Annotated in this window: 21 protein-coding genes; 9 read left to right on the forward strand and 12 right to left on the reverse strand. The window is 71.8% G+C overall.

All coding sequences use genetic code 11. The annotated features are described in order from the left end of the window. Window positions 1–20: 20 nt before the first annotated feature. Window positions 21–638: a hypothetical protein gene (locus tag ACZ63F_RS20160; RefSeq protein WP_469712618.1), complete on the forward strand. Its 618-nt coding sequence runs from the start codon at window positions 21–23 to the stop codon at window positions 636–638. A 57-nt stretch (window positions 639–695) separates the two neighbouring features. Beyond that, a complete protein-coding gene (locus ACZ63F_RS20165) occupies window positions 696–1,118 on the forward strand; it encodes an acyl-CoA thioesterase (RefSeq protein ID WP_469712619.1) in 423 nt (140 codons plus the stop codon). 33 nt (window positions 1,119–1,151) lie between these two features. On the opposite strand, the gene ACZ63F_RS20170 is transcribed toward ACZ63F_RS20165, so the two are convergent. Then, the gene (locus ACZ63F_RS20170; RefSeq protein WP_390641218.1) at window positions 1,152–1,553 is read right to left on the reverse strand and encodes a winged helix-turn-helix transcriptional regulator; all 402 of its coding nucleotides are present in this window, start codon (window positions 1,551–1,553) and stop codon (window positions 1,152–1,154) included. A gap of 131 nt (window positions 1,554–1,684) precedes the next feature. Between ACZ63F_RS20170 and ACZ63F_RS20175 the strand changes: the two genes are divergently transcribed. After that, complete coding sequence (locus tag ACZ63F_RS20175) at window positions 1,685–3,118, forward strand: MFS transporter (protein WP_469712622.1); 1,434 nt, start codon at window positions 1,685–1,687, stop codon at window positions 3,116–3,118. Window positions 3,119–3,163: 45 nt separating this feature from the next. On the opposite strand, the gene ACZ63F_RS20180 is transcribed toward ACZ63F_RS20175, so the two are convergent. Beyond that, window positions 3,164–4,018: an NAD(P)H-binding protein gene (locus ACZ63F_RS20180; protein ID WP_469712623.1), complete on the reverse strand. Its 855-nt coding sequence runs from the start codon at window positions 4,016–4,018 to the stop codon at window positions 3,164–3,166. A gap of 96 nt (window positions 4,019–4,114) precedes the next feature. Between ACZ63F_RS20180 and ACZ63F_RS20185 the strand changes: the two genes are divergently transcribed. After that, complete coding sequence (locus tag ACZ63F_RS20185) at window positions 4,115–4,912, forward strand: helix-turn-helix domain-containing protein (RefSeq protein ID WP_469712625.1); 798 nt, start codon at window positions 4,115–4,117, stop codon at window positions 4,910–4,912. 49 nt (window positions 4,913–4,961) lie between these two features. On the opposite strand, the gene ACZ63F_RS20190 is transcribed toward ACZ63F_RS20185, so the two are convergent. From ACZ63F_RS20190 to polX, 9 genes are all read right to left on the reverse strand, one after another. Further along, window positions 4,962–5,582 carry a TMEM175 family protein gene (locus tag ACZ63F_RS20190; protein ID WP_469712626.1) on the reverse strand — a complete coding sequence of 207 codons (621 nt, stop codon included), beginning with the start codon at window positions 5,580–5,582 and terminating at the stop codon, window positions 4,962–4,964. A gap of 195 nt (window positions 5,583–5,777) precedes the next feature. Next, entirely contained in the window at window positions 5,778–7,181 is a 1,404-nt protein-coding gene (locus ACZ63F_RS20195; protein ID WP_469712627.1) for a nucleobase:cation symporter-2 family protein, read from the reverse strand. Between the two features lie 230 nt (window positions 7,182–7,411). Beyond that, a complete protein-coding gene (locus ACZ63F_RS20200) occupies window positions 7,412–8,788 on the reverse strand; it encodes an 8-oxoguanine deaminase (protein ID WP_469712629.1) in 1,377 nt (458 codons plus the stop codon). A 122-nt stretch (window positions 8,789–8,910) separates the two neighbouring features. Further along, window positions 8,911–9,834, reverse strand: coding sequence for a factor-independent urate hydroxylase (gene pucL, locus ACZ63F_RS20205; protein ID WP_469712631.1), 924 nt, complete (start codon window positions 9,832–9,834; stop codon window positions 8,911–8,913). A gap of 6 nt (window positions 9,835–9,840) precedes the next feature. Continuing rightward, the gene (uraH, locus tag ACZ63F_RS20210) at window positions 9,841–10,236 is read right to left on the reverse strand and encodes a hydroxyisourate hydrolase (RefSeq protein WP_469712632.1); all 396 of its coding nucleotides are present in this window, start codon (window positions 10,234–10,236) and stop codon (window positions 9,841–9,843) included. Between the two features lie 4 nt (window positions 10,237–10,240). Further along, window positions 10,241–10,753 carry a 2-oxo-4-hydroxy-4-carboxy-5-ureidoimidazoline decarboxylase gene (gene uraD, locus ACZ63F_RS20215; RefSeq protein WP_469712634.1) on the reverse strand — a complete coding sequence of 171 codons (513 nt, stop codon included), beginning with the start codon at window positions 10,751–10,753 and terminating at the stop codon, window positions 10,241–10,243. A 127-nt stretch (window positions 10,754–10,880) separates the two neighbouring features. After that, complete coding sequence (locus ACZ63F_RS20220; protein WP_351958717.1) at window positions 10,881–11,249, reverse strand: helix-turn-helix domain-containing protein; 369 nt, start codon at window positions 11,247–11,249, stop codon at window positions 10,881–10,883. Beyond that, window positions 11,246–11,500 (reverse strand): YkoF family thiamine-binding protein, encoded by a 255-nt coding sequence (locus ACZ63F_RS20225; RefSeq protein WP_366360250.1) that lies wholly within the window; start codon window positions 11,498–11,500, stop codon window positions 11,246–11,248. The genes ACZ63F_RS20220 and ACZ63F_RS20225 overlap by 4 nt, the downstream gene beginning before the upstream one ends. Window positions 11,501–11,547: 47 nt before the next feature. After that, complete coding sequence (gene polX, locus ACZ63F_RS20230) at window positions 11,548–13,287, reverse strand: DNA polymerase/3'-5' exonuclease PolX (protein ID WP_469712637.1); 1,740 nt, start codon at window positions 13,285–13,287, stop codon at window positions 11,548–11,550. 132 nt (window positions 13,288–13,419) lie between these two features. On the opposite strand from polX, the gene ACZ63F_RS20235 reads away from it, so the two are divergent. The 4 genes from ACZ63F_RS20235 (at window position 13,420) to ACZ63F_RS20250 (ending at window position 17,549) form a co-directional block, all read left to right on the forward strand. Then, the gene (locus ACZ63F_RS20235) at window positions 13,420–14,259 is read left to right on the forward strand and encodes a TIM barrel protein (protein WP_469712638.1); all 840 of its coding nucleotides are present in this window, start codon (window positions 13,420–13,422) and stop codon (window positions 14,257–14,259) included. A gap of 138 nt (window positions 14,260–14,397) precedes the next feature. Continuing rightward, window positions 14,398–15,288 carry a 2-hydroxy-3-oxopropionate reductase gene (locus ACZ63F_RS20240; RefSeq protein ID WP_469712640.1) on the forward strand — a complete coding sequence of 297 codons (891 nt, stop codon included), beginning with the start codon at window positions 14,398–14,400 and terminating at the stop codon, window positions 15,286–15,288. A gap of 173 nt (window positions 15,289–15,461) precedes the next feature. Continuing rightward, on the forward strand, window positions 15,462–16,952 hold the full coding sequence (locus ACZ63F_RS20245) for a catalase (RefSeq protein WP_469712641.1): 1,491 nt from the start codon (window positions 15,462–15,464) through the stop codon (window positions 16,950–16,952). Between the two features lie 354 nt (window positions 16,953–17,306). After that, window positions 17,307–17,549 carry a hypothetical protein gene (locus ACZ63F_RS20250; protein WP_351958711.1) on the forward strand — a complete coding sequence of 81 codons (243 nt, stop codon included), beginning with the start codon at window positions 17,307–17,309 and terminating at the stop codon, window positions 17,547–17,549. A 198-nt stretch (window positions 17,550–17,747) separates the two neighbouring features. Here the strand turns inward: ACZ63F_RS20250 and gcl are convergent, their stop codons facing one another. Then, a complete protein-coding gene (gene gcl, locus ACZ63F_RS20255) occupies window positions 17,748–19,532 on the reverse strand; it encodes a glyoxylate carboligase (RefSeq protein WP_469712643.1) in 1,785 nt (594 codons plus the stop codon). 227 nt (window positions 19,533–19,759) lie between these two features. On the opposite strand from gcl, the gene ACZ63F_RS20260 reads away from it, so the two are divergent. Further along, window positions 19,760–20,443, forward strand: a complete 684-nt coding sequence (locus tag ACZ63F_RS20260) for a hypothetical protein (protein ID WP_469712645.1) — start codon at window positions 19,760–19,762, stop codon at window positions 20,441–20,443. Window positions 20,444–20,613: the final 170 nt, after the last annotated feature.

A 20,613-nucleotide genomic window follows, 5' to 3' on the forward strand; every position in this document is an offset into this window, starting at 1 on the left:
CGACACGGGAGGTGTGCACCGTGACCCGACCGCCCACCGCCGCGCAACGGCGGGTCCTCGACGCCGCCGACCCGGTCACCGGGCGGCTGCGGGGTACCGAGGCGCAGCTGACGGCGCTGGTGAAGCGCGGGCTCGCCTTCCGGCACCCGCGCCCGCCGCACGACCACTTCCTGACACCGGCCGGGCACCGTCTGCGGGAGGCTCCGGAGCCCCGGGCCGCGACGGAGCCCGAGCGGACCCAGGGCTTCGCCGCGCGCGTCGGCGGCGAGGAGTCGGCCGACGCCGGTCCGGCGCGCGCCCGTGAGGTGCACAGCGCCTGGCAGGGGCTGCTCGAACTGCGCCGGATGACCCATCCCGACGGCGCCACGGACCGGCCGTGCGGCTGGGAGCGTGCGCATCTGGTGCGGGCCGCCGCCCTCGCCCTGGAGGCGGCCGGGCATCCGCCGGAGGGACCGGAGGTCCCCGGCTACCGGGTGCGGGCGACCCCGCAGCCGGAGGCGGTCGCGGTGTACGCGCCGGAGGGCGAGCCCCTGCGGGCGTGCGCGGCCACCCTGGAGCGGGCGGGCTGGCAGACGGGCGAGTACACGGAGCCGCGTACCAGAACGCGCTATCTGCTGGCATCGCCGCGCCGGGTGTGACGGGCGTGTCAGGATGCCGACGAAGGATCAGTGCGTCGTACACGAGAAGGGGAAGTCGTGAGCGAACCGTATTCCGTCCGTGTCACGGTCCGTGGCTACGAGACCGATGTGCAGGGCCATGTGAACCAGGCGGTGTACATCAACTACGCCGAGCACGCCCGCTGGTCGCTGCTCCAGGCGGCCGGGGTCACCCAGGCCCAGCTGATCGGGCGAGGCGTGGGCCCGGTGGGACTGGAGACGACCATCCGTTACAAACGGGAGCTGCTCGCCGGTGACGAGGTCGATGTGACCTGCGCGTTCGAGTGGGGAGCAGGCAAGACGTTCCGCGTGCTGCAGAAGATCACCAAAGCGGACGGCACGCTGGCCGCCGAGGTCGACGCGGTCGGCGGGCTGCTGGACCTCAAGGCCCGGAAGCTGGTCGCCGACCCGCGCGAGGTCTTCGAGGAACTCACCTCGGCCCCGGAGCTGTTCGGGTTCTGACGCGGTCCACGCCGGCCGCGTCGGCAGCGCCGTCTACACGTCGAGCAGTTCCGGCTGGTGCTCGGCGTCGTAGACCGCCCGGGCCTGGGCGATGTAGTGGCGGTTGTGCTCGGCCCAGTCGGTCAGCCGCTGCAGGGTCTCGTGCAACTCCAGTGCCACCGGGGTCAGTTCGTACTCCACGCGAGGCGGCACCGTCGGATACACGGTGCGGGTCACCAGGCCGTCGCGCTCCAGGTTGCGCAGGGTGAGGGTCAGCATCCGGCGGCTGATGCCCTCGATGCCGCGCTCCAGTTCCGTGAAGCGGATGGGCCCGTGCGAGGCCGCCACCAGGATCTGCACGCTCCATTTGCCGGCCACCCTGTCAAGAACCTCGCGGACGGGGCAGGCCTGCGCGTTCACGACCTGGCTGGTAACACCGGTGTTCCTCTGGGACATCGAGCTGCCTCCTTACGCCGTCCTCTCATGGTCACTCACCATGAACCCCGTTACAAGTCGTACACCTTGCGCACGATCGGTTCCTGTTGATGTCCACGGCGAGCTACGGCGATTGCGGAGGCCACAAGGCCATGTCGACCACGACCGGCACACCGGCCGCACCGGTGACTCCTTCCCGAACATACCCGCGGCGGGCGTCCCTCGCCGTCCTGTGCGCGGGCGCGCTGATGACGATCCTGGACGGCACCGTCGTCACCGTGGCGATGCCGGCCGTCCAACGCGACCTGGGCTTCAGCGGGCCGGGGCTGGCCTGGGTGGTGAACGCCTATCTGATCCCGTTCGGCGGACTGCTCCTGCTGTTCGGCCGTCTGGGTGATCTGGTGGGCCGGAAGCGGATGTTCACGGCCGGGCTCGCCCTGTTCACCGCGGCCTCCATGGCGTGCGGGCTGGCGACGGGTCAGGGCGCGCTGATCGCGGCGCGGGCGGTGCAGGGGGCGGGCGGCGCCATGACCTCGGCCGTCGTGCTCGGCATGCTGGTGTCGCTCTTCCCCGAGCCGCGCGAACAGGCCCGCGCCATCGCGGTGTTCAGCGCGGTGGGGGCGGTGGGCGCCACCCTGGGCACCTTTCTCGGCGGCGCGCTGACGCAGGCGCTGAGCTGGCACTGGATCTTCCTGATCAACCTGCCGATCGGGCTGGCGGCCTGGCTGGCCGCGGTACGGTTCCTGGCCCCCGAGCCCGGCGCCGGGCTCCGCAGGGGCGCCGACGGTCCGGGGGCGGCCCTGGTCACCGGTGCGCTGATGCTCACCGTCTACGTCATCGTCGGCTCCGGCGACCGGAGCCCGGCCGCCACCTGGCTCCTGGCCGCGCTCGCCCTCGCGCTCCTCGTGGCGTTCACCGTCCGGCAGGCCCGGGCCGAGCACCCGCTGCTGCGGCTGCGGCTGCTGCGCTCCCGGACCCTGAGCGGCGCGAACGGCGTGCAGGTCCTGCTGATCGCGACGATGTACGGCTTCCAGTTCATCGGGGCGCTCTACATCCAGCGCGTGCTGGGCTACGACGCGTTGCGGACCGGCCTCGCCTTCCTGCCGGCACCGCTCGCGATCGGCGCCCTGATGCTGGGGCTGTCGGCGCGCGCGACCGCCCGTTTCGGCGCGTACCGCGTGCTCCTCGCCGGGCTGGTCCTCGTCACCGCCGGGATGGCCCTGCTGAGCCGGGCGCCCGCCGACGGCTCGTACGCGGCCGACGTGCTGCCCCCGATGCTGCTCATGGCGGCCGGTTTCGCCGCGGCGATGCCCCCGCTCACCGGCCTCGCCATGGCCGGCGCCCGCGAGGAGGACGCGGGACTGGCCTCCGGGCTCTTCAACACCACCCAGGTGGTGGGGGGTTCCCTCGGCCTCGCCGCCCTGTCCACCCTCGCGGCGAGCCGTACCGACGGCCTGCTGCACGCGGGCGCCGAGCTGGTCCCGGCCACCGCCGAGGGCTACCGGCTGGCGTTCCGGGTGGCCGCGGTGATCGCCGCGGCAGCCCTGGCGCTGGCGGCGGCCGCGCTGCGGCCGGGGCGCGCCTGAACCGGGCGGAGGCGGCGCGCCCGGACCTGACCGGGGCCGGGCCGCTCAGGCCCCCGCGAACGCGTCCCGGTGGTCCTCGGCCCACTCCCGGAAGGTCCGCGCCGGCCGCCCGAGCACCTCACGGGCGTCCTCGGTGACCACCGCGTTCCCACCGGAGCGGACGAACGCGAGGCCGGTCAGGACACCGTCGGCCCGGGCCCCCTCCATGCCCCAGGCCGTGCGGAGGAAGTCCCGGGTCTCGTCCGAGGACAGGTCCCGGGTCGGCACCGGCCGGCCCAGGACCTCGGCGAGCACGGCGGCCTGGCCGGGGACGGTGATCGCCTCGGGACCGGTCAGGGTGTACGTCCGCCCCGTGTGCCCGGCGTCGAGCAGGGCCCGGACCGCCACCTCGGCGATGTCACGGGGGTCGATCACGCCGGACGCGCCGTCCCCGGTCATGTTGGGGACCGGTTCGCCTGCGCGCAGGGCCGGCAGCCAGGTCAGCGTGTTGGAGGCGAACGACGAGGGCCGCAGCACCGTCCAGGCGAGCCCGCTGTCCCGCACGGCCCGCTCACCGGCCACGTGCCACGACCCGGAGGGACCGGAGTCCGGGTCGCCGCTGGCGATGGCGGAGACCTTCACGAGCCGGTCGGCGCCCGCGGCCCGCGCGGCGGCGACCAGTGCCGCGTCCTGTCCTGTGTCAGGACCGGCCGGCCGGAGCAGAAGCACAGCCGTCGCCCCAGCCGTCGCGGACTCCAGGGACGCGCGGTCGCCGTAGTCCCCGCGCACCACCTCCACGCCGGCGGGCATCCGTGCCTTCGCCGGGTCGCGGGTGAGCGCGCGCACCTTCGCACCGCGCTCGGCCAGGTGCCGTACGACATCGCTTCCGATGGTGCCCGTGGCACCCGTCACCAGAATCATGGGACCCACGGTGGGCCCGCCGGGGTGCCCCGCTCTTGGAAATTCCGGCACGGCAGGACCGCCCGGACGGCAGCGCACGTCGCCTACGGTGGAAGGGTGCCGAAGACCATCGCCGAGCCGTTGCCGGCCACACCCGTGGCGCTGCGCCCGTGGGTTGCCGAGGTGCGGACCATGTCCTTCGCGGAACCGCCCGAGGGGACGTTCGTCCAGTTGCCGGACGCGGGGACCAAGGTGGTGCTGCGGGTGACCGGCGACGGGCGGCGTGACGTGCTGGCGGTCGGGCCGCGGGTGCGCGCGGCCTACCACGAGGGGAAGGGCCATATCGCCTGTGTGGAGCTGCGCCTCGCACCGGGTACGGCCCGGCCCCTGCTGGGCGTTCCGGCCGCCGGGCTGGTCGGCCGGGTGGTGCCGCTGGACGCCCTGCCGGGTGGGGTGGCCCGCCGGTTCGCGCATGAGGTGCGGTGGCTCGATCCGCGGGCGGCGCTGCCGCGGATCGCCGAGGTGCTGCCGGGGCTGCTGTCGGAGCGGACGGACCCGGCCCGGACGGCGCTGCTGCGGGCGGGCGTCGACGCGCTGTCCGTGCGGCTGGACCGGGCGCCCGTGCAGGTCCGGGAGGTGGCCCGCGAACTCGCCGTCAGCGAGCGCCAGTTGCGGAACCTGTTCACCGACGGCGTCGGGGTCTCCCCGAAGCACTACGCCCGTATCGACCGGGTCCGCACGGTCGCCGTCCGGGCGGGCAGCACCGGCTGGTCCGAACTGGCCGCCGCCACCGGCTACTTCGACCAGTCGCACATGACGACCGACTTCCGCGCCCTGATGGGCGTCCCGCCCCGCTCGTACTTCACGGACCGGCTGCCCGCGGCCACCCCCTGCCAGGCGATCCGGCAGCCCTGACCCCGGACGTGCGGTCGCGGTCCCGGATGCCCGGCGTCGGCCGCCGGTCTCAGGGCGTGGCCGGGTCCGGACGGGTCGGGACCGGTATCTGGTTGAAGCCGTAGTAGAGCGCCAGGAGGCCGTGTGCGGCCAGGGTGAGCGGCGCGGAGACGAAGGCCAGGCCGACGGTGAGCGGGTAGCCGAGGGAACCGAGCGCGAAGCGGGCGCGGGTGGCACGCGCGGCCTCGACGTCGACGCGGGCGTCGAACAGGTGGCCGGTCCGGGTGAGATGCCACCACAGGGCCTGGAAGGCGGCCGCCATCAGGACCATGACCAGGCTGTAGACGGCCGCCGCCGCGTGCGAGGACGCGTCCTCGCGCAGGTACTCGGCGAGCATCGCCGTCGGCCAGGGCACGGCGGACACCACCATCAGGACCAGCAGGTTCAGGAACATCAGCTTCCGGTCGACCCTGGCGACGTAGCTGAACAGCTGGTGGTGGTTGACCCACATGATCCCGACGACCAGGAAGCTCACCACGTATGCGGCGTAGGACGGCCACTGGGCGCCCAGTACCTGCCAGAGGCTGCCGCCCTCCGCGGTCTTGGGCACCTTGATGTCCAGGACGAGCAGGGTGACGGCGATGGCGAAGACCCCGTCGCTGAAGGCCTCCACCCGGCCCGACTCGTTCATGACGCACTCCCCCGTCGGCTCACGGTGACTTCCTGCCGCCGCCCCGTCGTTCTCCCACATCGCCGCGCCAGTCTCAACTGCCGGCGGCTGAAGCCTGCTTGGGAGTGCCGAAGACCGCAGGTCCGCGGTTCCGGCGACCGCGTGCCTGCGGCGCGGCGGGGACGGCGTCCGGGGCCGGAACCGGCAGCCAGGGGGTCAGCGGGCGGCCGCGATCTCCTCGCCCGCCTCCATCGGGTGCGTCACGTCCTGGGAGTCCCGGGATGCGCCCAGGTGGTTGAAGACGAGGTTGAGCAGCACCGCGGCCACACAGCCCGTCGAGATGCCCGAGTCCAGGACGATCCTCGCGGTCTGCGGGAAGGCGTGGTAGAAGTCGGGTGCCGTGATCGGGATGATCCCGACGGCCAGGGAGACGGCCACGATCAGCACGTTGTTGTCCTTGTCCAGGCCGGCCCGGACCAGGGTCTGGATGCCGCTCGCGGCGACCGAGCCGAAGAGGACCACTCCGGCGCCGCCGAGCACCGGACGGGGTACGACCGCGACGAGCGAGGCGGCCATCGGGCACAGCCCCATCAGTACGAGGAAGCCGCCACCGGTGGCGACGACGTACCGGCTGCGGATCCTCGTCATCGCGACCAGTCCGATGTTCTGCGCGAAGGCGCTGCACATGAAGCCGTTGAAGAGCGGGCTGACCGCCGTGCCGAGGGTGTCGGCGCGCAGGCCGGCGGCGATGGTGCGCTCGTCGGCGGGGCGCTCGACGATCTCGCCCAGCGCCAGCATGTCCGCGGTCGACTCGGTCATCGAGACGACCATCACCACGATCATCGACAGGATCGCCGCGACCTGGAACCGGGGTGCGCCGAAGTGGAACGGCGTGGGGAATCCGAGCACGCCGGCTTCCGCGACCGGGCCGAAGTCCGTGGCGCCGAAGGGGATCGCGACGAGCGTGCCGACGACCAGGCCGAGCAGGACGGCGATCTGTTTGACGAAGCCGCGGGTGAAGCGGCGCAGTGCGAGGACGATGACGAGCGTCGCGGCGGCGAGGCCGAGGTTCTTCGGCGAACCGTAGTCGCCGGCCGTGGAGTCGGGTCCCTGGGCCCAGCCGAAGGCGACGGGCAGCAGGGACACGCCTATGAGGGTGATCACCGAGCCGGTGACCACCGGCGGGAAGAAGCGGACCGCCTTGCTGAAGAAGGGCGCCGCGACGAAGCCGAGCACACCCGCCACGATCACCGCGCCGAAGATGACCGGCAGGGCGTCGGACTTGTCCCTGGTGGAGGCGACGATCGCCGTCATCGGGGCGACACCGGCGAAGGTCACGCCGTTGACGAAGGGCAGCCGGGCGCCGATCTTCCAGAACCCGAGGGTCTGCAGGAAGGTGGCGAGGCCCGCCGTGAAGAGGCAGGCACCGGTGAGGAAGGTGAGGTCGGTGCCGGTCAGGCCGATGGCCGCACCGACGATCAGGGGCGGGGCGACGACTCCCGCGTACATGGCGGCCACGTGCTGCAGGCCCGTGGTGGCCATTTTCAGGGTGGGGAGTTTCTCGTCGACGGGGTGCACGGGATACGTGGACACGGGCGGCTCCTCCGGTCGGTTACGCATCGGCTCTGACGCGGGTTTCAGGGAGGTGGTGCGGCGGTCATGGGGGCACCTCCCGCTCGAGCGCGTCGAGAGTGGGGGAGGGACCGAAAGGACGGTGACCGTGCTCCCGGGCGCGCGCAGGACTGCGCGCGCCCGGGAGGCGGCCGCCGTGGGCCCTTTCGGGGTCCACGGCCACCGGCCGGGAGCCGTCCCTCCCGACCGGAGCTCAAGTGGTGTGCGGCGAAGCGGGGTTACCGCCCGGCGATCTGCGCCAGCCGCTGGGCCTCGGCCCGCGTCACGCGGGCGATCGCGTCCTCGTCGACGTGCAGCAGCCGGTTGTCGGCGACGATCTGACGGCCGTTCACGAAGGAGGCGGTGACCGGGGCGGCCGCGCCGAGGACCAGGGCGGTCACCGGGTCGGCGATGGAGGCGTGGGCGAGGGTGTCCAGCTTCCAGAGGACCAGGTCGGCGAGCTTGCCGGGTTCGAGGGAGCCGATCTGGCTCGCGCGGCCGAGGACCTGGGCGCCGCCGTAGGTGCCGAGGCGCAGTGCCTGGCGGGCGTTCAGCGCCGCTTCCCGGTGGGCGCCGAGGCGGTTGATCAGCAGTGCGTTGCGCAGTTCGGTGTGGAGTTCGCCGGACTCGTTGGACGCGGTGCCGTCGACGCCGAGGCCGACCGGGACGCCGGCGGCGAGCATGTCGGGGACGCGGGCGATGCCGGCCGCGAGGCGGGCGTTGGAGGACGGGCAGTGGGCGACGCCGGTCCTCGTGCGGGCGAACGCGGCGATGTCGGAGTCGTTCATGTGGACGCAGTGCGCCATCCACACGTCCTCGCCGAGCCAGCCGGTGGACTCGAAGTAGTCGGTCGGGCCCATCCCGAACAGTTCCTTGCAGAACTGCTCCTCCTCGACGGTCTCCGAGCCGTGGGTGTGCAGGCGCACTCCGAGACGGCGGGCCAGTTCGGCGCCCTGCCGCAGGAGTTCGGTGGAGACGGAGAACGGCGAGCAGGGGGCGACGGCCACCTGGGTCATGGCGTCGAAGGAGGGGTCGTGGTGCTCCTTGACGGTCGCCTCGGTGGCGGTGAGGGCGCCTTCGAGGGTCTCGACGGCGAAGTCCGGCGGCAGTCCGCCGTCCTTCTCGCTGCGGTCCATGGAGCCGCGGGCGAGGGTGAAGCGGACGCCGGTCTCGCGGGCGGCGCGGATGATCGCGCCGGAGAGGTCGCCGGAGTCCTTCGGGTAGACGTAGTGGTGGTCCATGGCGGTGGTGACACCGCCGCGGGCCATCATGGCGAGCGAGCCCTGCGCGGCCGCGTACACCATGGGCTCGTCGATCCGCGCCCAGGTCGGGTAGAGCGCGACCAGCCAGTTGAAGAGGTTGTGATCGGTCGCCAGGCCCCGGGTGATCCACTGGTAGTAGTGGTGGTGGGTGTTGACCAGGCCGGGGGTCACCAGGTGGCCGGTGGCGTCGACACGCCGTACGACGTTCTCCAGGCCCTCGGGAGCACGGCCCGCGCCGAGCGACTCGATCCGGTTGCCGGCGATGACGACGTACCCGTTCGCGTACTCGGTGTCGTGGGCGTCGACGGTCGCGATCGAACAGTTCTCGATGACGATGCGCTGGTCTGCTGCCATGATTCGTCCTTTTCGCTCAGTGGACTTGTGGTGAGGGCACGGCAGGACCCCGGGGATTTGAGTGCCGCGGCCGGGGAGCGGGAACCCCGCCGGCCGCGGGTGCCGATGTGGAGTTGGGTTGGTCAGAGGTTGGTGAGGTCCACCGGGATCCTCGCCTCGCAGCCGTCCCGCAGGATGGTCGCCTCGATCAGGCCGTAGGGCCGGTCGGCGGCGTAGTACACCTCGTTGTCGTTCTTGAGGCCGAAGGGCTCCAGGTCGACCAGGAAGTGGTGCTTGTTGGGGAGCGAGAAGCGGACCTCGTCGATCTCGCCGCGGTTGTTGATGATGCGCGAACCCATCTGGTACAGCGTCTGCTGCAGCGAGAGGGAGTACGTCTCGGCGAAGGCCTGGAGCATGTGCTTCTTCGTCTGCTCGTAGGACTTCTCCCAGTGGGGCATCTTCTGCTCGTCGTCGGTCCAGTTGAACCGCCAGCGGGCGGAGACCTGGGTGGCCAGGATGCGGTCGTACGCCTGGGGCAGGGTGGTGTACCTGTCCTTGACGTAGCCCCAGAACTCCGAGTTGGTGGAGTTCATCACGACGAGGTCCTTGAGCCCGGAGACGACCTCCCACTGCTCGCCGTCGTACGTGATCTGGGTGAGCCGGGTCTCCTGGCCCTTGCGCACGAACGAGTGCTTGACCTCGTCGGCGCCGATGAACTTCGAGTTGGCGTCCGAGGCCTCGATGCGCTCCCAGGCGTACTCCTCGATACGGATCCGGGCCCGGTGGATCGGCTCCTGCGAGGTCACGAAGTGGCGGGCGAGGTGGATGCCGAACTGCTCGGCCGACTCGATGCCGTACTCCTTGGCGAACGCGAACACCGTGTTCTTGGTGGTGTCGGTCGGCAGGACGTTGGCGTTGGAGCCGGAGTAGTGGACCTCGTCCATGTCGCCGGAGAGCGACACCGAGACGTTGAGGTCCTTGATGTGGTGGGTGGCACCGTCCCGCGTGATCTTGACGACCCGGTTCTCGGCCTTGCCGTACTGGTTCTGTCCAAGAATCGTAGGCATGTGTAGCTAGCTCCCTCGGTAAACGGAGTAGCCGAACGGGTTGAGCAGCAGCGGTACGTGGTAGTGCTCGCCCGGCACGACGGCGAACGTGATCGCCACCTCCGGGAAGAACACGGCCGGTCCGCTGTCCCGATTCGCGGGGGCGTCCTGCTGCGCATCGGCTTGCTTCTTCTCGAAATACGGCTCCACGGCGAAGTCGAGCCGTACGTGTGTGGTGCCCTCCGGCAGCGCCGGCAGATCCTTGCACCGGCCGTCCCCGTCGGTCGCCGAGCCGGCGAGCGCCCGCCACTCCGCTTCCCGGCCGGCGCGGGCGGCGAGCCGGACGGCGACGCCCTCGGCGGGACGGCCGGCGCTGGTGTCCAGGATGTGGGTGGACACGGAGGCGGTGGTGCTGGTGCTCATGGTCTCAGACGTCCTCTTCGACGAGTCGGGCGAGTCGGATGCGGTTGATCTTCCCCAGCTCGGTGCGGACGATCTCCCGCTCCCGCTCCGGCGGGTTGCCGATCCGCTCCTTGGCCGCGTCCCGCATCTCCTCGCCGGTGCGGCCGGTGGCGCAGATCAGGAAGACATGGCCGAACCGCTCCTGGTAGGCCAGGTTCAGTTCGAGCATCTCCGCCTTGAGGCCGTCCGCCGCGCCGGCCATGCCGGACTGCTCCCTGGCCGAGGTGGGGTCGCCCGGCCTGGGGCGGCCGATCGGCGGGTGCCCGGCCATGGCCTCGGCGAGGTCCGCCGCACTCAGCCCGGCCATGGCGGCGTCGCTGGCGGAGTAGAGGGCCTCGGGGGTGGCGTAGGGGCGGGCGGCGAGCAGGCGCCGGGCCCAGGCCGTGGAGGCGCACGCCTCGTGGAGGGCGGCGAGTGCCGCCGGCTCCTCCAGGTCGTTGAACCGGGCCAGGCCCGGGGGCGTGGAAGTCGACGTCACGGGAGCCTCCGTGGCCGTGTGCGGCCTTCGTGCTGAACGGGCTGCCGTTAGCTAACGCCCTCCGGAACCCAGCGTCAACACTTTGTTGAAAATTCCGCGTAACAACCCCCGGGGCACACCGGGAGGGTCAGTTCTCCTTCTCGCGGTTGAGGTAGTTGTAGACGGTGAAGCGGCTCACGCCGAGTGCGCTCGCCACGGTCTCCACGCCGTGCCGGACGGAGAAGGCGCCCCGCGCCTCCAGTATGCGCACGACCTCCTGCTTCGCCTTGCGGTCCAGGTCGGCCAGCGGCCTGCCCTGCTTGCGCTCCATGGCGGCCAGGATGTGGTCGAGGGAGTCGGCGAGCTGCGGCAGCCGTACGGCGACCACGTCGACGCCCTCCCAGGCGAGCACGACGTCGTCGGGACCGGCCTCGTCGGGCGGGAGCATCTCCCCGCCCATGGCGTCGACCAGCGGCTTCACGGCGGTGATGAAGGGCTCGTCCCCGTTTCCGGTCACTTGTCGCCGCCCTCCCCCACCACGTTGACCTGGAGCGAGATCCGGGTGGCGCCGGCCTCCAGAGCCCTGCGCAGCAGCGCGTCCACGGCGGTGAGCACGGCGTCGGAGCCGCCCTCCGCCGTGTTCCCGAACGGCCCCACGTCCACCGCGTCCAGCTCGGCCGCCTCGATGACCTCACGGGCGACCAGCGCGTGCGCGGGGGCCTCGTCGAGGTCGAAGGGTTCGGTCGTGAACTCCACTCTCAATCGCACGCGCTCAACCTAACGCGCGGCGCCGGTGTTCGGGCAGCCCTCCGGGATCACCGGCCCTTGCGCAGGAAGCTCCGCAGCCGTCGCTCGGGCCAGGTGTTGATCACGTCGTCGGCGGTGAGCCAGCCCCGCTGGGCGGCGCCGATGCCGTAGCGCATGTTGGCGAGGTGCGGCACGGCGTGCGCGTCGCTGTTCACGGCGAACCGCACGCCGTGCCGGCGGGCCCGCAGGATGTCCTCGTCGCGCAGGTCGAGGCGGTCCGGGTGGGCGTTGACCTCCAGGGCCGTGCCGGTGCGGGCGCAGGTGGCGAAGACCGCGTCGAGGTCGGCGTCGATGCCGGGCCGCCTGCCGATGAGGCGGGTGGTGGGGTGGCCGATGACGTTGACGTACGGGTTCTCGCAGGCCCGCACGAGCCGCCGGGTCAGCTGCTCGCGGCTCTGCCTGAAGTGCGAGTGCACGGAGGCCACGCACAGGTCGAACCCGGCGAGGAAGTCGTCCGGCCAGTCCACCTCGCCCTCGGGGCCGATGTTCAGCTCGGTGCCGTGCAGCAGCCGCAGCCCGCCGCGCCGGCCCCGGGTGGGGTAGGTGCCGTCCAGCTCGCGCACCCGTTCGCGCTGGGCCAGCATCCGCTCGTCGGTCATGCGCTGCATGGCCAGGTCGGGCGCGTGGTCGGTGATCGCGTAGTAGGCGTAGCCGCGCGCGGCGGCCGCCTCGGCCATCTCCTCCAGCGGGGCGAGCCCGTCGGTGAGGTCGGTGTGGGTGTGCAGGTCGCCGCGGAGGTCGGCCTCGGTGACCAGCTCGGGCAGCCCGTCGCGGAGCCCGGCCTCGATCTCCCCGCGGTCCTCGCGCAGCGGCGGCGGGATCCAGGGCAGGCCGAGGCGCGCGTACACCTCCTCCTCGGTCCCGGAGACGATCTTCTCGCCGCTCCCGGCGTCGAAGAGGCCGTACTCGGAGAGCTTGAGCTTCTGGTGCACCGCGATCTCGCGGGTGCGGATGTTGTGGGCCTTCGACCCGGTGAAGTACTGCAGCGCGGCGCCCCACGAGTCCGGCGGCACGACCCGCAGGTCGACGTTGAGCCCCTTGCCGGTGCGCACGGACGTCTTGGTCCCGCCCTGCCCGATGACCTCGGTGACGTACGGCAGCCCGGTGAACGCCTTCATGAGCGGGGCGGAGTCCTCGGCCGCGGCGAGGATGTCGATGTCGCCGATGGTCTCGCGCATCCGGCGCAGCGACCCGGCGTACGCGCACCGCTCACAGCCGGTCACGGCGGAGAGCGCGCCGACGATGTCCTCGGCCAGCTCCATGGCCGCGTCGATCCGCACGCGTCCGCCGGAGGACCGGAGCAGTTCGATGCCGTGCAGGATGTTCTCCTCGGTCCTCGGCCCGAAGCCCTTGAGGTCGCGCAGCCGTTCGTCGCGGATGGCGACGGCGAGTTCGTCCACCGACGAGACGCCCAGCTCCTCATAGACCGCCATGGCCTTCTTCGGGCCGAGGGTGGGAATGGCCGTCAGCCGCCGGACCCCGGCCGGGATCTTCGCCCGCAGCTCCTCGACAGCGGCCACCGCGCCGCTGTCGAGGTACTCGCGGACCTTCTGGGCGATGGACTTCCCGACGTTCGGGATCTCCTGCAGTCCCTTCAGGTCGAGCGTGGCGACGTCGGCGTGGTGGCCGCCGACGGACCGGGCGGCCTTCTCGTAGACACGCGCCTTGAACGCGTCGCCGCCGGTGATCGAGATCAGGTCCGCGTACTCCTGGAGCAGCGCCGCCACCTCGTCGTTGGACCGAGCCATGCCTTCAGGGTAGGGCGCCCGTTTGCGCGGCCGCTCTTGACAGCTCTCCCCGGTCACAGGCAGTCTTCCATTAAGCAGAAACCAACTTCCACAATGTGGAAACAGAGACAGTGGAAGGGAGCGCCCGCCCCCATGGGATGTGCAGAGCAGCGCTTCACCGTCAACCTGTCGATCCTCTTCACGGAACTCCCGCTCCTGGAGCGCCCCGCGGCCGCCGCCGCGGCCGGCTTCACCGCGGTCGAGCTGTGGTGGCCCTGGGTCGACTCCCCCACCCCCGAGCGCGCCGAGCTCGACGCGCTGAGGAAGGCGATCGAGGGCGCCGGCGTCCGGCTGACCGGCCTGAACTTCTACGCCGGCCAACTGCCCGGCCCCGACCGGGGCGCGCTGTCGGTCCCGGGCGCGGAGTCGGAGCGGTTCCGCGCCAACATCGACGTGGCAGCCGGTTTCGCCGGCACCCTGGGCTGCCGGTCGCTCAACGCCCTGTACGGGAACCGCGTGGACGGCGTGGACCCGGCCGAGCAGGACGCGCTGGCCCTGGAGAACCTGGTCCGGGCGGCGGAGGCCGCCGACCGCAACGGGGCGGTCCTGCTGATCGAGGCGCTCAACGAGCCGGAGTCGCCGCGGTATCCGCTGGTGTCGGCGCCGGCCGCGGTCGCGGTCGTCGACAAGGTGAACGAGACCTCGGGACTCGGCAACGCCCGCTTCCTGATGGACCTGTACCACCTGTCGATGAACGGCGAGGACCTGCCGTCGGTGATCGAGCGGTACGCCGCGAAGACCGGCCACGTCCAGATCGCCGACAACCCGGGCCGCGGCGCCCCGGGCACGGGCTCACTCCCCCTGGAAGACCTCCTCGACCAGCTGCACAAGGCCGGTTACGACGGCTGGGTGGGCCTGGAGTACAAGGCGGGGGCTTCGCCGAGCGCCGAGGCCTTCGGCTGGCTGCCGGCGGAACAGCGCACCGCCCGTTGAGGTGACCGTCCCCGGGGGCCGCCGCCCCCGGACCCCCGCTTCGGCCTTCGGCCCTCGTCCTCACACGCCGGACGGGCTGCTTTTGCCGACACCCGCCGAGCAGCAGACGTATCACAGCAGTCAGAGAGGCACCCCCTTATGAGCACCCTCCCCAAGATCGCCTGGATAGGCCTCGGCATCATGGGCTCCCCGATGTCCGAGAACCTCGTCAAGGCGGGTTACGACGTCACCGGCTTCACGCTGGAGCAGGACAAGCTGGACCGGCTGACCGCCGCCGGCGGCACCGCGGCCGGCTCGATCGCCGAGGCGGTGCGGGACGCGGACGTGGTCATCACCATGGTTCCCGCGTCCCCGCAGGTCGAGGCCATCGCATACGGCCCGGACGGCATCCTGGAGAACGCGCGGTCCGGCGCGCTCCTCATCGACATGTCGTCCATCACCCCGCAGACCTCCGTCGACCTGGCGAAGGCCGCCGGGGACAAGGGCATCCGCGTCCTCGACGCGCCCGTGTCCGGCGGCGAGGCCGGGGCCGTCGAGGCCGTGCTGTCCATCATGGTCGGCGGCGAGCAGGCCGACTTCGACGCCGCGAGGCCGATCTTCGAGGCGCTGGGCAGGACCATCGTGCTGTGCGGTCCGCACGGCTCCGGCCAGACCGTGAAGGCCGCCAACCAGCTGATCGTCGCCGTGAACATCCAGGCGTGCGCCGAGGCGGTGGTCTTCCTGGAGAAGTCCGGGGTGGACCTGACGGCCGCGCTGGACGTGCTGAACGGCGGCCTGGCCGGCTCGACCGTGCTGACGCGTAAGAAGGGCAACTTCCTCAGCCGCGACTTCAGGCCGGGCTTCCGGATCGACCTGCACCACAAGGACATGGGCATCGTCACGGACGCGGCCCGCAACGTCGGCGCCGCCCTGCCCGTCGGCGCCGTCGTGGCCCAACTGGTCGCGTCCCTGCGGGCGCAGGGCGACGGCGGCCTCGACCACTCCGCGCTGCTGCGTGCGGTGGAGCGCCTGTCCGGCGCGCAGGTCTGAGCCGGACCGCATGACTTCCGGGCGGTGCCGGCGCCGACACCTGTCCTGTCGCGCCCAGGCTCCGGCGCCGCCCGGAAACCACTTCAACAAACTGTTGACGCCCCAGCCGACCCGATCCTAGGCTCCACGAAGCGGAAATGAATTTCCGCTGACATTCGCACGGAAGGCCCACGATGTCGAAGCGCGTGCTCACCACCGAGTCCGGCGCCCCGGTCGCCGACAACCAGAACTCCGCCTCCGCCGGCATCGGCGGCCCGCTCCTCCTCCAGGACCAGCACCTCCTCGAGAAGCTCGCGCGCTTCAACCGCGAGCGCATCCCGGTGGGGGCACCTCCCACGCCCTTAAGGCAGTGGGGGAGCGTGGTGCACGCCCGCGGCAGCGGCGCGTACGGCCACTTCGAGGTGACCGACGACGTCACCGGCTTCACCCACGCCGACTTCCTGAGCACGGTCGGCCGGCGCACCGAGGTCTTCGTCCGGTTCTCGACGGTCGCCGACTCCCTCGGCGGCGCCGACGCCGTCCGCGACCCGCGCGGCTTCGCCGTCAAGTTCTATACCGAGGAAGGCAATTACGACCTCGTCGGGAACAACACCCCGGTGTTCTTCATCAAGGACCCGATCAAGTTCCCGGACTTCATCCACTCGCAGAAGCGGGACTCGTTCACGGGCCGTCAGGAGCCGGACGCAGTCTGGGACTTCTGGGCGCACGCCCCCGAGGCCACGCACCAGGTGACGTGGCTGATGGGCGACCGCGGCATCCCGGCGTCGTACCGCCACATGAACGGCTACGGCTCGCACACCTACCAGTGGACGAACGCCGAGGGCGAGGCCTTCTTCGTCAAGTACCACTTCAAGACCAACCAGGGCGTGCGCAGTCTGAGCGCCGAGCAGGCGGCGGAGCTCGCGGGCAAGGACCCGAACTCGCACCAGACGGACCTGCTCCAGGCCATCGAGCGGGGCGTGCACCCGTCCTGGACCCTGTACGTGCAGATCATGCCGGCGGCCGAGGCGGCGGACTACCGCTTCAACCCCTTCGACCTGACCAAGGTGTGGCCGCACCGGGACCACCCGCTCCAGCGGGTGGGACGCCTGGTCCTGGACCGCAACCCGGACAACGTCTTCGCCGAGGTCGAGCAGGCCGCGTTCTCCCCGAACAACTTCGTGCCGGGCATCGGTCCCTCCCCCGACAAGATGCTCCAGGGCCGCCTGTTCGCCTACGCGGACGCGCACCGCTACCGCCTGGGCGTCAACCACACCCTGCTGGCCGTCAACGCCCCACGGGCGACGACCGCGCAGAACTACGGCCGGGACGGCTTCATGGCGGCCAACGCCCAGGGCCGGCACGCCAAGAACTACGAGCCGAACTCCTACGACGGCCCGGCGCAGACCGGCCGCCCCCTGTCGGCACCCCTCGCCGTGACCGGCCACACGGGCACCCACGAGGCCCCGCTCCACACCAAGGACGACGACTTCTCCCAGGCGGGTGAGCTGTACCGCCTGATGTCCGCGGAGGAGCGGCGGCGCCTGGTGGCGAACATCGCCGGCAGCCTCTCGCAGGTCTCCCGCGACGACGTGATCGAGAAGAACCTGGCCCACTTCCACGCCGCCGACCCGGAATACGGCAGGCGCGTGGCGGAGGCGGTCCGCGCCCTGCGCGAGGACTGACCCCACAGGCGGCCCGCGGCGGCCGACCGGCCCGGATGAGGGGTGGCCGGTCGGTGTCGGCGCGCGGGCGGGGCGAGGACCGCGGCGGCGTGCGAGCCAGTGCGGTGGTGAAGGAACCGAGCGCTCTTCCCGACCAGAGGGAGGAGTGCCCCGGACTCCGTCGCACCCGCCGCGGTCCCAGCCATACCCCTGAACCCCGTCCGGCGGCGCGAACGTCCTGTCGCGCCCAGCCTCGCGCCGTCGGACGGCCACAGCGGCACGGAGCCCCACGGGCTCCCCGAGCGCCGGACGCGGAACCGCCCGCGTCCGGCGCTTCGGCGTGCGTTTCCGGCCCCGCCGCAGGAGCCTTGTGGCATGACTGCACATCCACCGACCGAGTTCCCGCACATCGTCGTGCACGCCCCCGCCCTGGACGGCTCCCGGCGGGTCACCGAGGGCGACGTGACCCTGGGGATCGCCTCCCACCTCGACGACGTGATCGAGATCCTGCGGCTGGCCGACCTGGACCGGATCGAGGTCGAGGAGAGTGACCTCATCGAGTGGCAGGGCGGCGGCCCGGACGACTGGCCGGGTCTGAGCGAGCACCCCGAAAGCTGAGGTACCGGGACGAAGAGACCGGCCGAACCTCAAATCAAGCTCTGAACTCTGTTCAACATGCTTCAACCGCCCCAGTCAGAGGGCATATTCACCTCACAAGGTGCCCGCCGGCACGGGGGCGGCGGGCACCGAGTCGTCTGCAACGCGAAGCGGGCGGCCCATCCCCCGGATGGGCCGCCCGCTCTCGTCCGCGCCGGCTCAGACCTTCAGCGTCCTGACGGACGTGGGCGCGTGGCCGGGCTCGGTCGCGATCTCCTCGAACTCCACGACGTTCGAGATGTCGTTGGTGGTCGACATGGAGATGTTGGTGACCCGCTCCAGGATCGCCTCCACGACGACCGGCACCCGGTGCTCGGCGGCCAGTTTCCTGGCCTCCTCGAAGGCCGCGCCCAGCTCCGCCGGGTCCGTCACCCGGATCGCCTTGCAGCCCAGGCCCTCGGCGACCTTGACGTGGTCGACGCCGTAGACACCCAGTTCGGGCGAGTTGATGTTCTCGAACTCCAGCTTGACCTGGAAGTCGATGTCGAACGCCCGCTGCGCCTGCCGGATCAGGCCGAGGTAGGAGTTGTTGACCAGGACGTGGACGTACGGGATCTTGTGCTGCGCGCCGACCGCGAGCTCTTCCATCATGAACTGGAAGTCGTAGTCGCCGGAGAGGGCGACGACGGTCGCCTCCGGGTCGGCCTTGGCGACGCCCAGCGCGGCCGGGACCGTCCAGCCGAGCGGGCCCGCCTGGCCGCAGTTGATCCAGTGCCGGGGCCTGAAGACGTGCAGCATCTGGGCGCCGGCGATCTGCGAGAGGCCGATCGTGGAGACGTACCGGGTCTCCGGGCCGAAGGCCTTGTTCATCTCCTCGTAGACGCGCTGCGGCTTGATCGGGATGTCGTCGAAGTGGGTACGGCGCTGGAGGGTCGCCCGCTTCTCCTGCGCCGCGGCCGCCCAGCGCGAGCGGTCCGGGAGGCCGCCCGACGCCTTCAACTCCCGTGCCACCTCGACGAGGAGCTCCAGGGCGGCCTTCGCGTCGGAGGCGATGCCGTAGTCGGGGGCGAAGATCCTGCCGATCTGGGTGGGCTCGATGTCCACGTGGACGAAGGTGCGGCCGGCCGTGTAGACGTCCAGCCTGCCGGTGTGGCGGTTGGCCCAGCGGTTGCCGATGCCGAGGACGAAGTCGGACTCCAGGAAGGTCGCGTTGCCGTAGCGGTGCGAGGTCTGCAAACCCACCATGCCGGCGTTCAGCTCGTGGTCGTCGGGCAGGACGCCCCAGCCCATCAGGGTCGGGACGACCGGGGTGCCGGTCAACTCGGCGAATTCGACCAGGAGTCCGGCGGCGTCCGCGTTGATGACCCCGCCGCCCGCGACGATCAGCGGGCGCTCGGACGCGTTCAGCATCCCGATCGCCTTCTCGATCTGGGCGCGGGTGGCGGCCGGCTTGTAGACCGGGAGCGGCTCGTACGTCTCCGGGTCGAACTCGATCTCGGTGAGCTGCACGTCGATCGGGAGGTCGATCAGGACCGGGCCGGGGCGGCCGGAGCGCATCAGGTGGAAGGCCTGCTGGAAGACGCCCGGGACCTGCGCGGCCTCCAGCACGGTGACCGCCATCTTCGTGACCGGCCCCGCGATCGAGGCGATGTCGACGGCCTGGAAGTCCTCCTTGTGGATCACCGCGGTCGGGGCCTGGCCGGTGATGCACAGGATCGGGATGGAGTCGCCGGTGGCCGAGTAGAGGCCGGTGATCATGTCGGTGCCGGCCGGCCCCGAGGTGCCGATGCAGACGCCGATGTTGCCGGGGTGCGTGCGGGTGTAGCCCTCGGCCATGTGCGAGGCGCCCTCGACATGGCGGGCGAGGGTGTGATGGATGCCGCCGGAGGCCTTGAGCGCCGCGTAGAAGGGGTTGATCGCCGCGCCGGGCACACCGAACGCGTCGGTGACGCCCTCGCGCTTGAGGATCTCAACTGCCGCGCGGGCAGCGGTCATACGAGCCATCGAGAACTCCTGCTTTCGGCTGTCGGATGCCTGCTCCCGTCGCGCCCCGCGGTGAGCATCGTTTCCAGTTGTGCCAGCTGTTCGAGTTATTCCGCATTACGGAAACTAACTTCTACTATCTGAAATCAATGTAGGTGCGGTGACGAACGTCGTCAAGGGACGGACAACCGGGCCCCGGCGGGAGCACCATGGGACGGCTGAAGCGACGCGACGCCTGAGGTGGGGCCATGTCCGAGAGCGTGCCGGTGCGCTGTCCGGCCTGTCGGCGCGAGCACGTCTACACCGCGCCGTCGTACCCGTGCGCCTGCGGCGCGCCGGTCACCCCGGACCTCGACGGCACGGCCGGCCCGACGCCGGTGGCGCACCGCGCCTGGGACGCGGACTGGGTGACGGTGAGCTGCGGGTCCTGCGGACGGCGGGACCAGTGGCCGCAGCCGGAGCTGGGCTGCCCGTGCGGGGCGGTGCTGCGCATCGCGGTCGCCGGCGGCCTGTCCGTGCCGCCGGCGCGGGGCGGGCCCGGGCCCGAGCCGCGGGCCGCCTTCCATCCCGTGACCATCCGGACCGCCCGGGACGCGGTCACCGCGGCCGCGCTCTACCTGCGCTGGCTCGGCTACCGGGACATACGGCGGGCCGACCAGCGGCCGCCGTCCGGCATCGGGCTGGCCGCCCGGGGGCTGGTGGCCCAGGTGGACCCGACCGTGCAGCCGGCCTCGCCGCGGGACGTGGAGTGCCTGTGGCTGACGGCGATGACGGAGGACTCGGGGTGCGTGTACTTCTCCCTCGCGGGGTACGCCGAGGAGGCGCGTGAGCGGGCCGACGCCCTGGGGGTGCCGTTGTTCGTGCTGGACTTCACGGGGACGCCTCAGCCGGTCAACGGGTGCGCCGATGAGCTGCGCGGTTCAGGTGCGTGAGCAGCCTCCGGCCGGTGGAGGCTGCTCACGCCCACGCGGCGGAGCCGCACATCGGTACAGCCCCGGGGGGGGGGAGGGGGGGGGGGGGGGGGGGGCGGGGGGGTGGGGGGGGGGGGGGGGGGGGGGGGGGGGGGGGGGGGGGGGGGGGGGGGGGGGGGGGGGGGGGGGGA

This window comes from Streptomyces sp. NPDC104761, assembly GCF_055583445.1.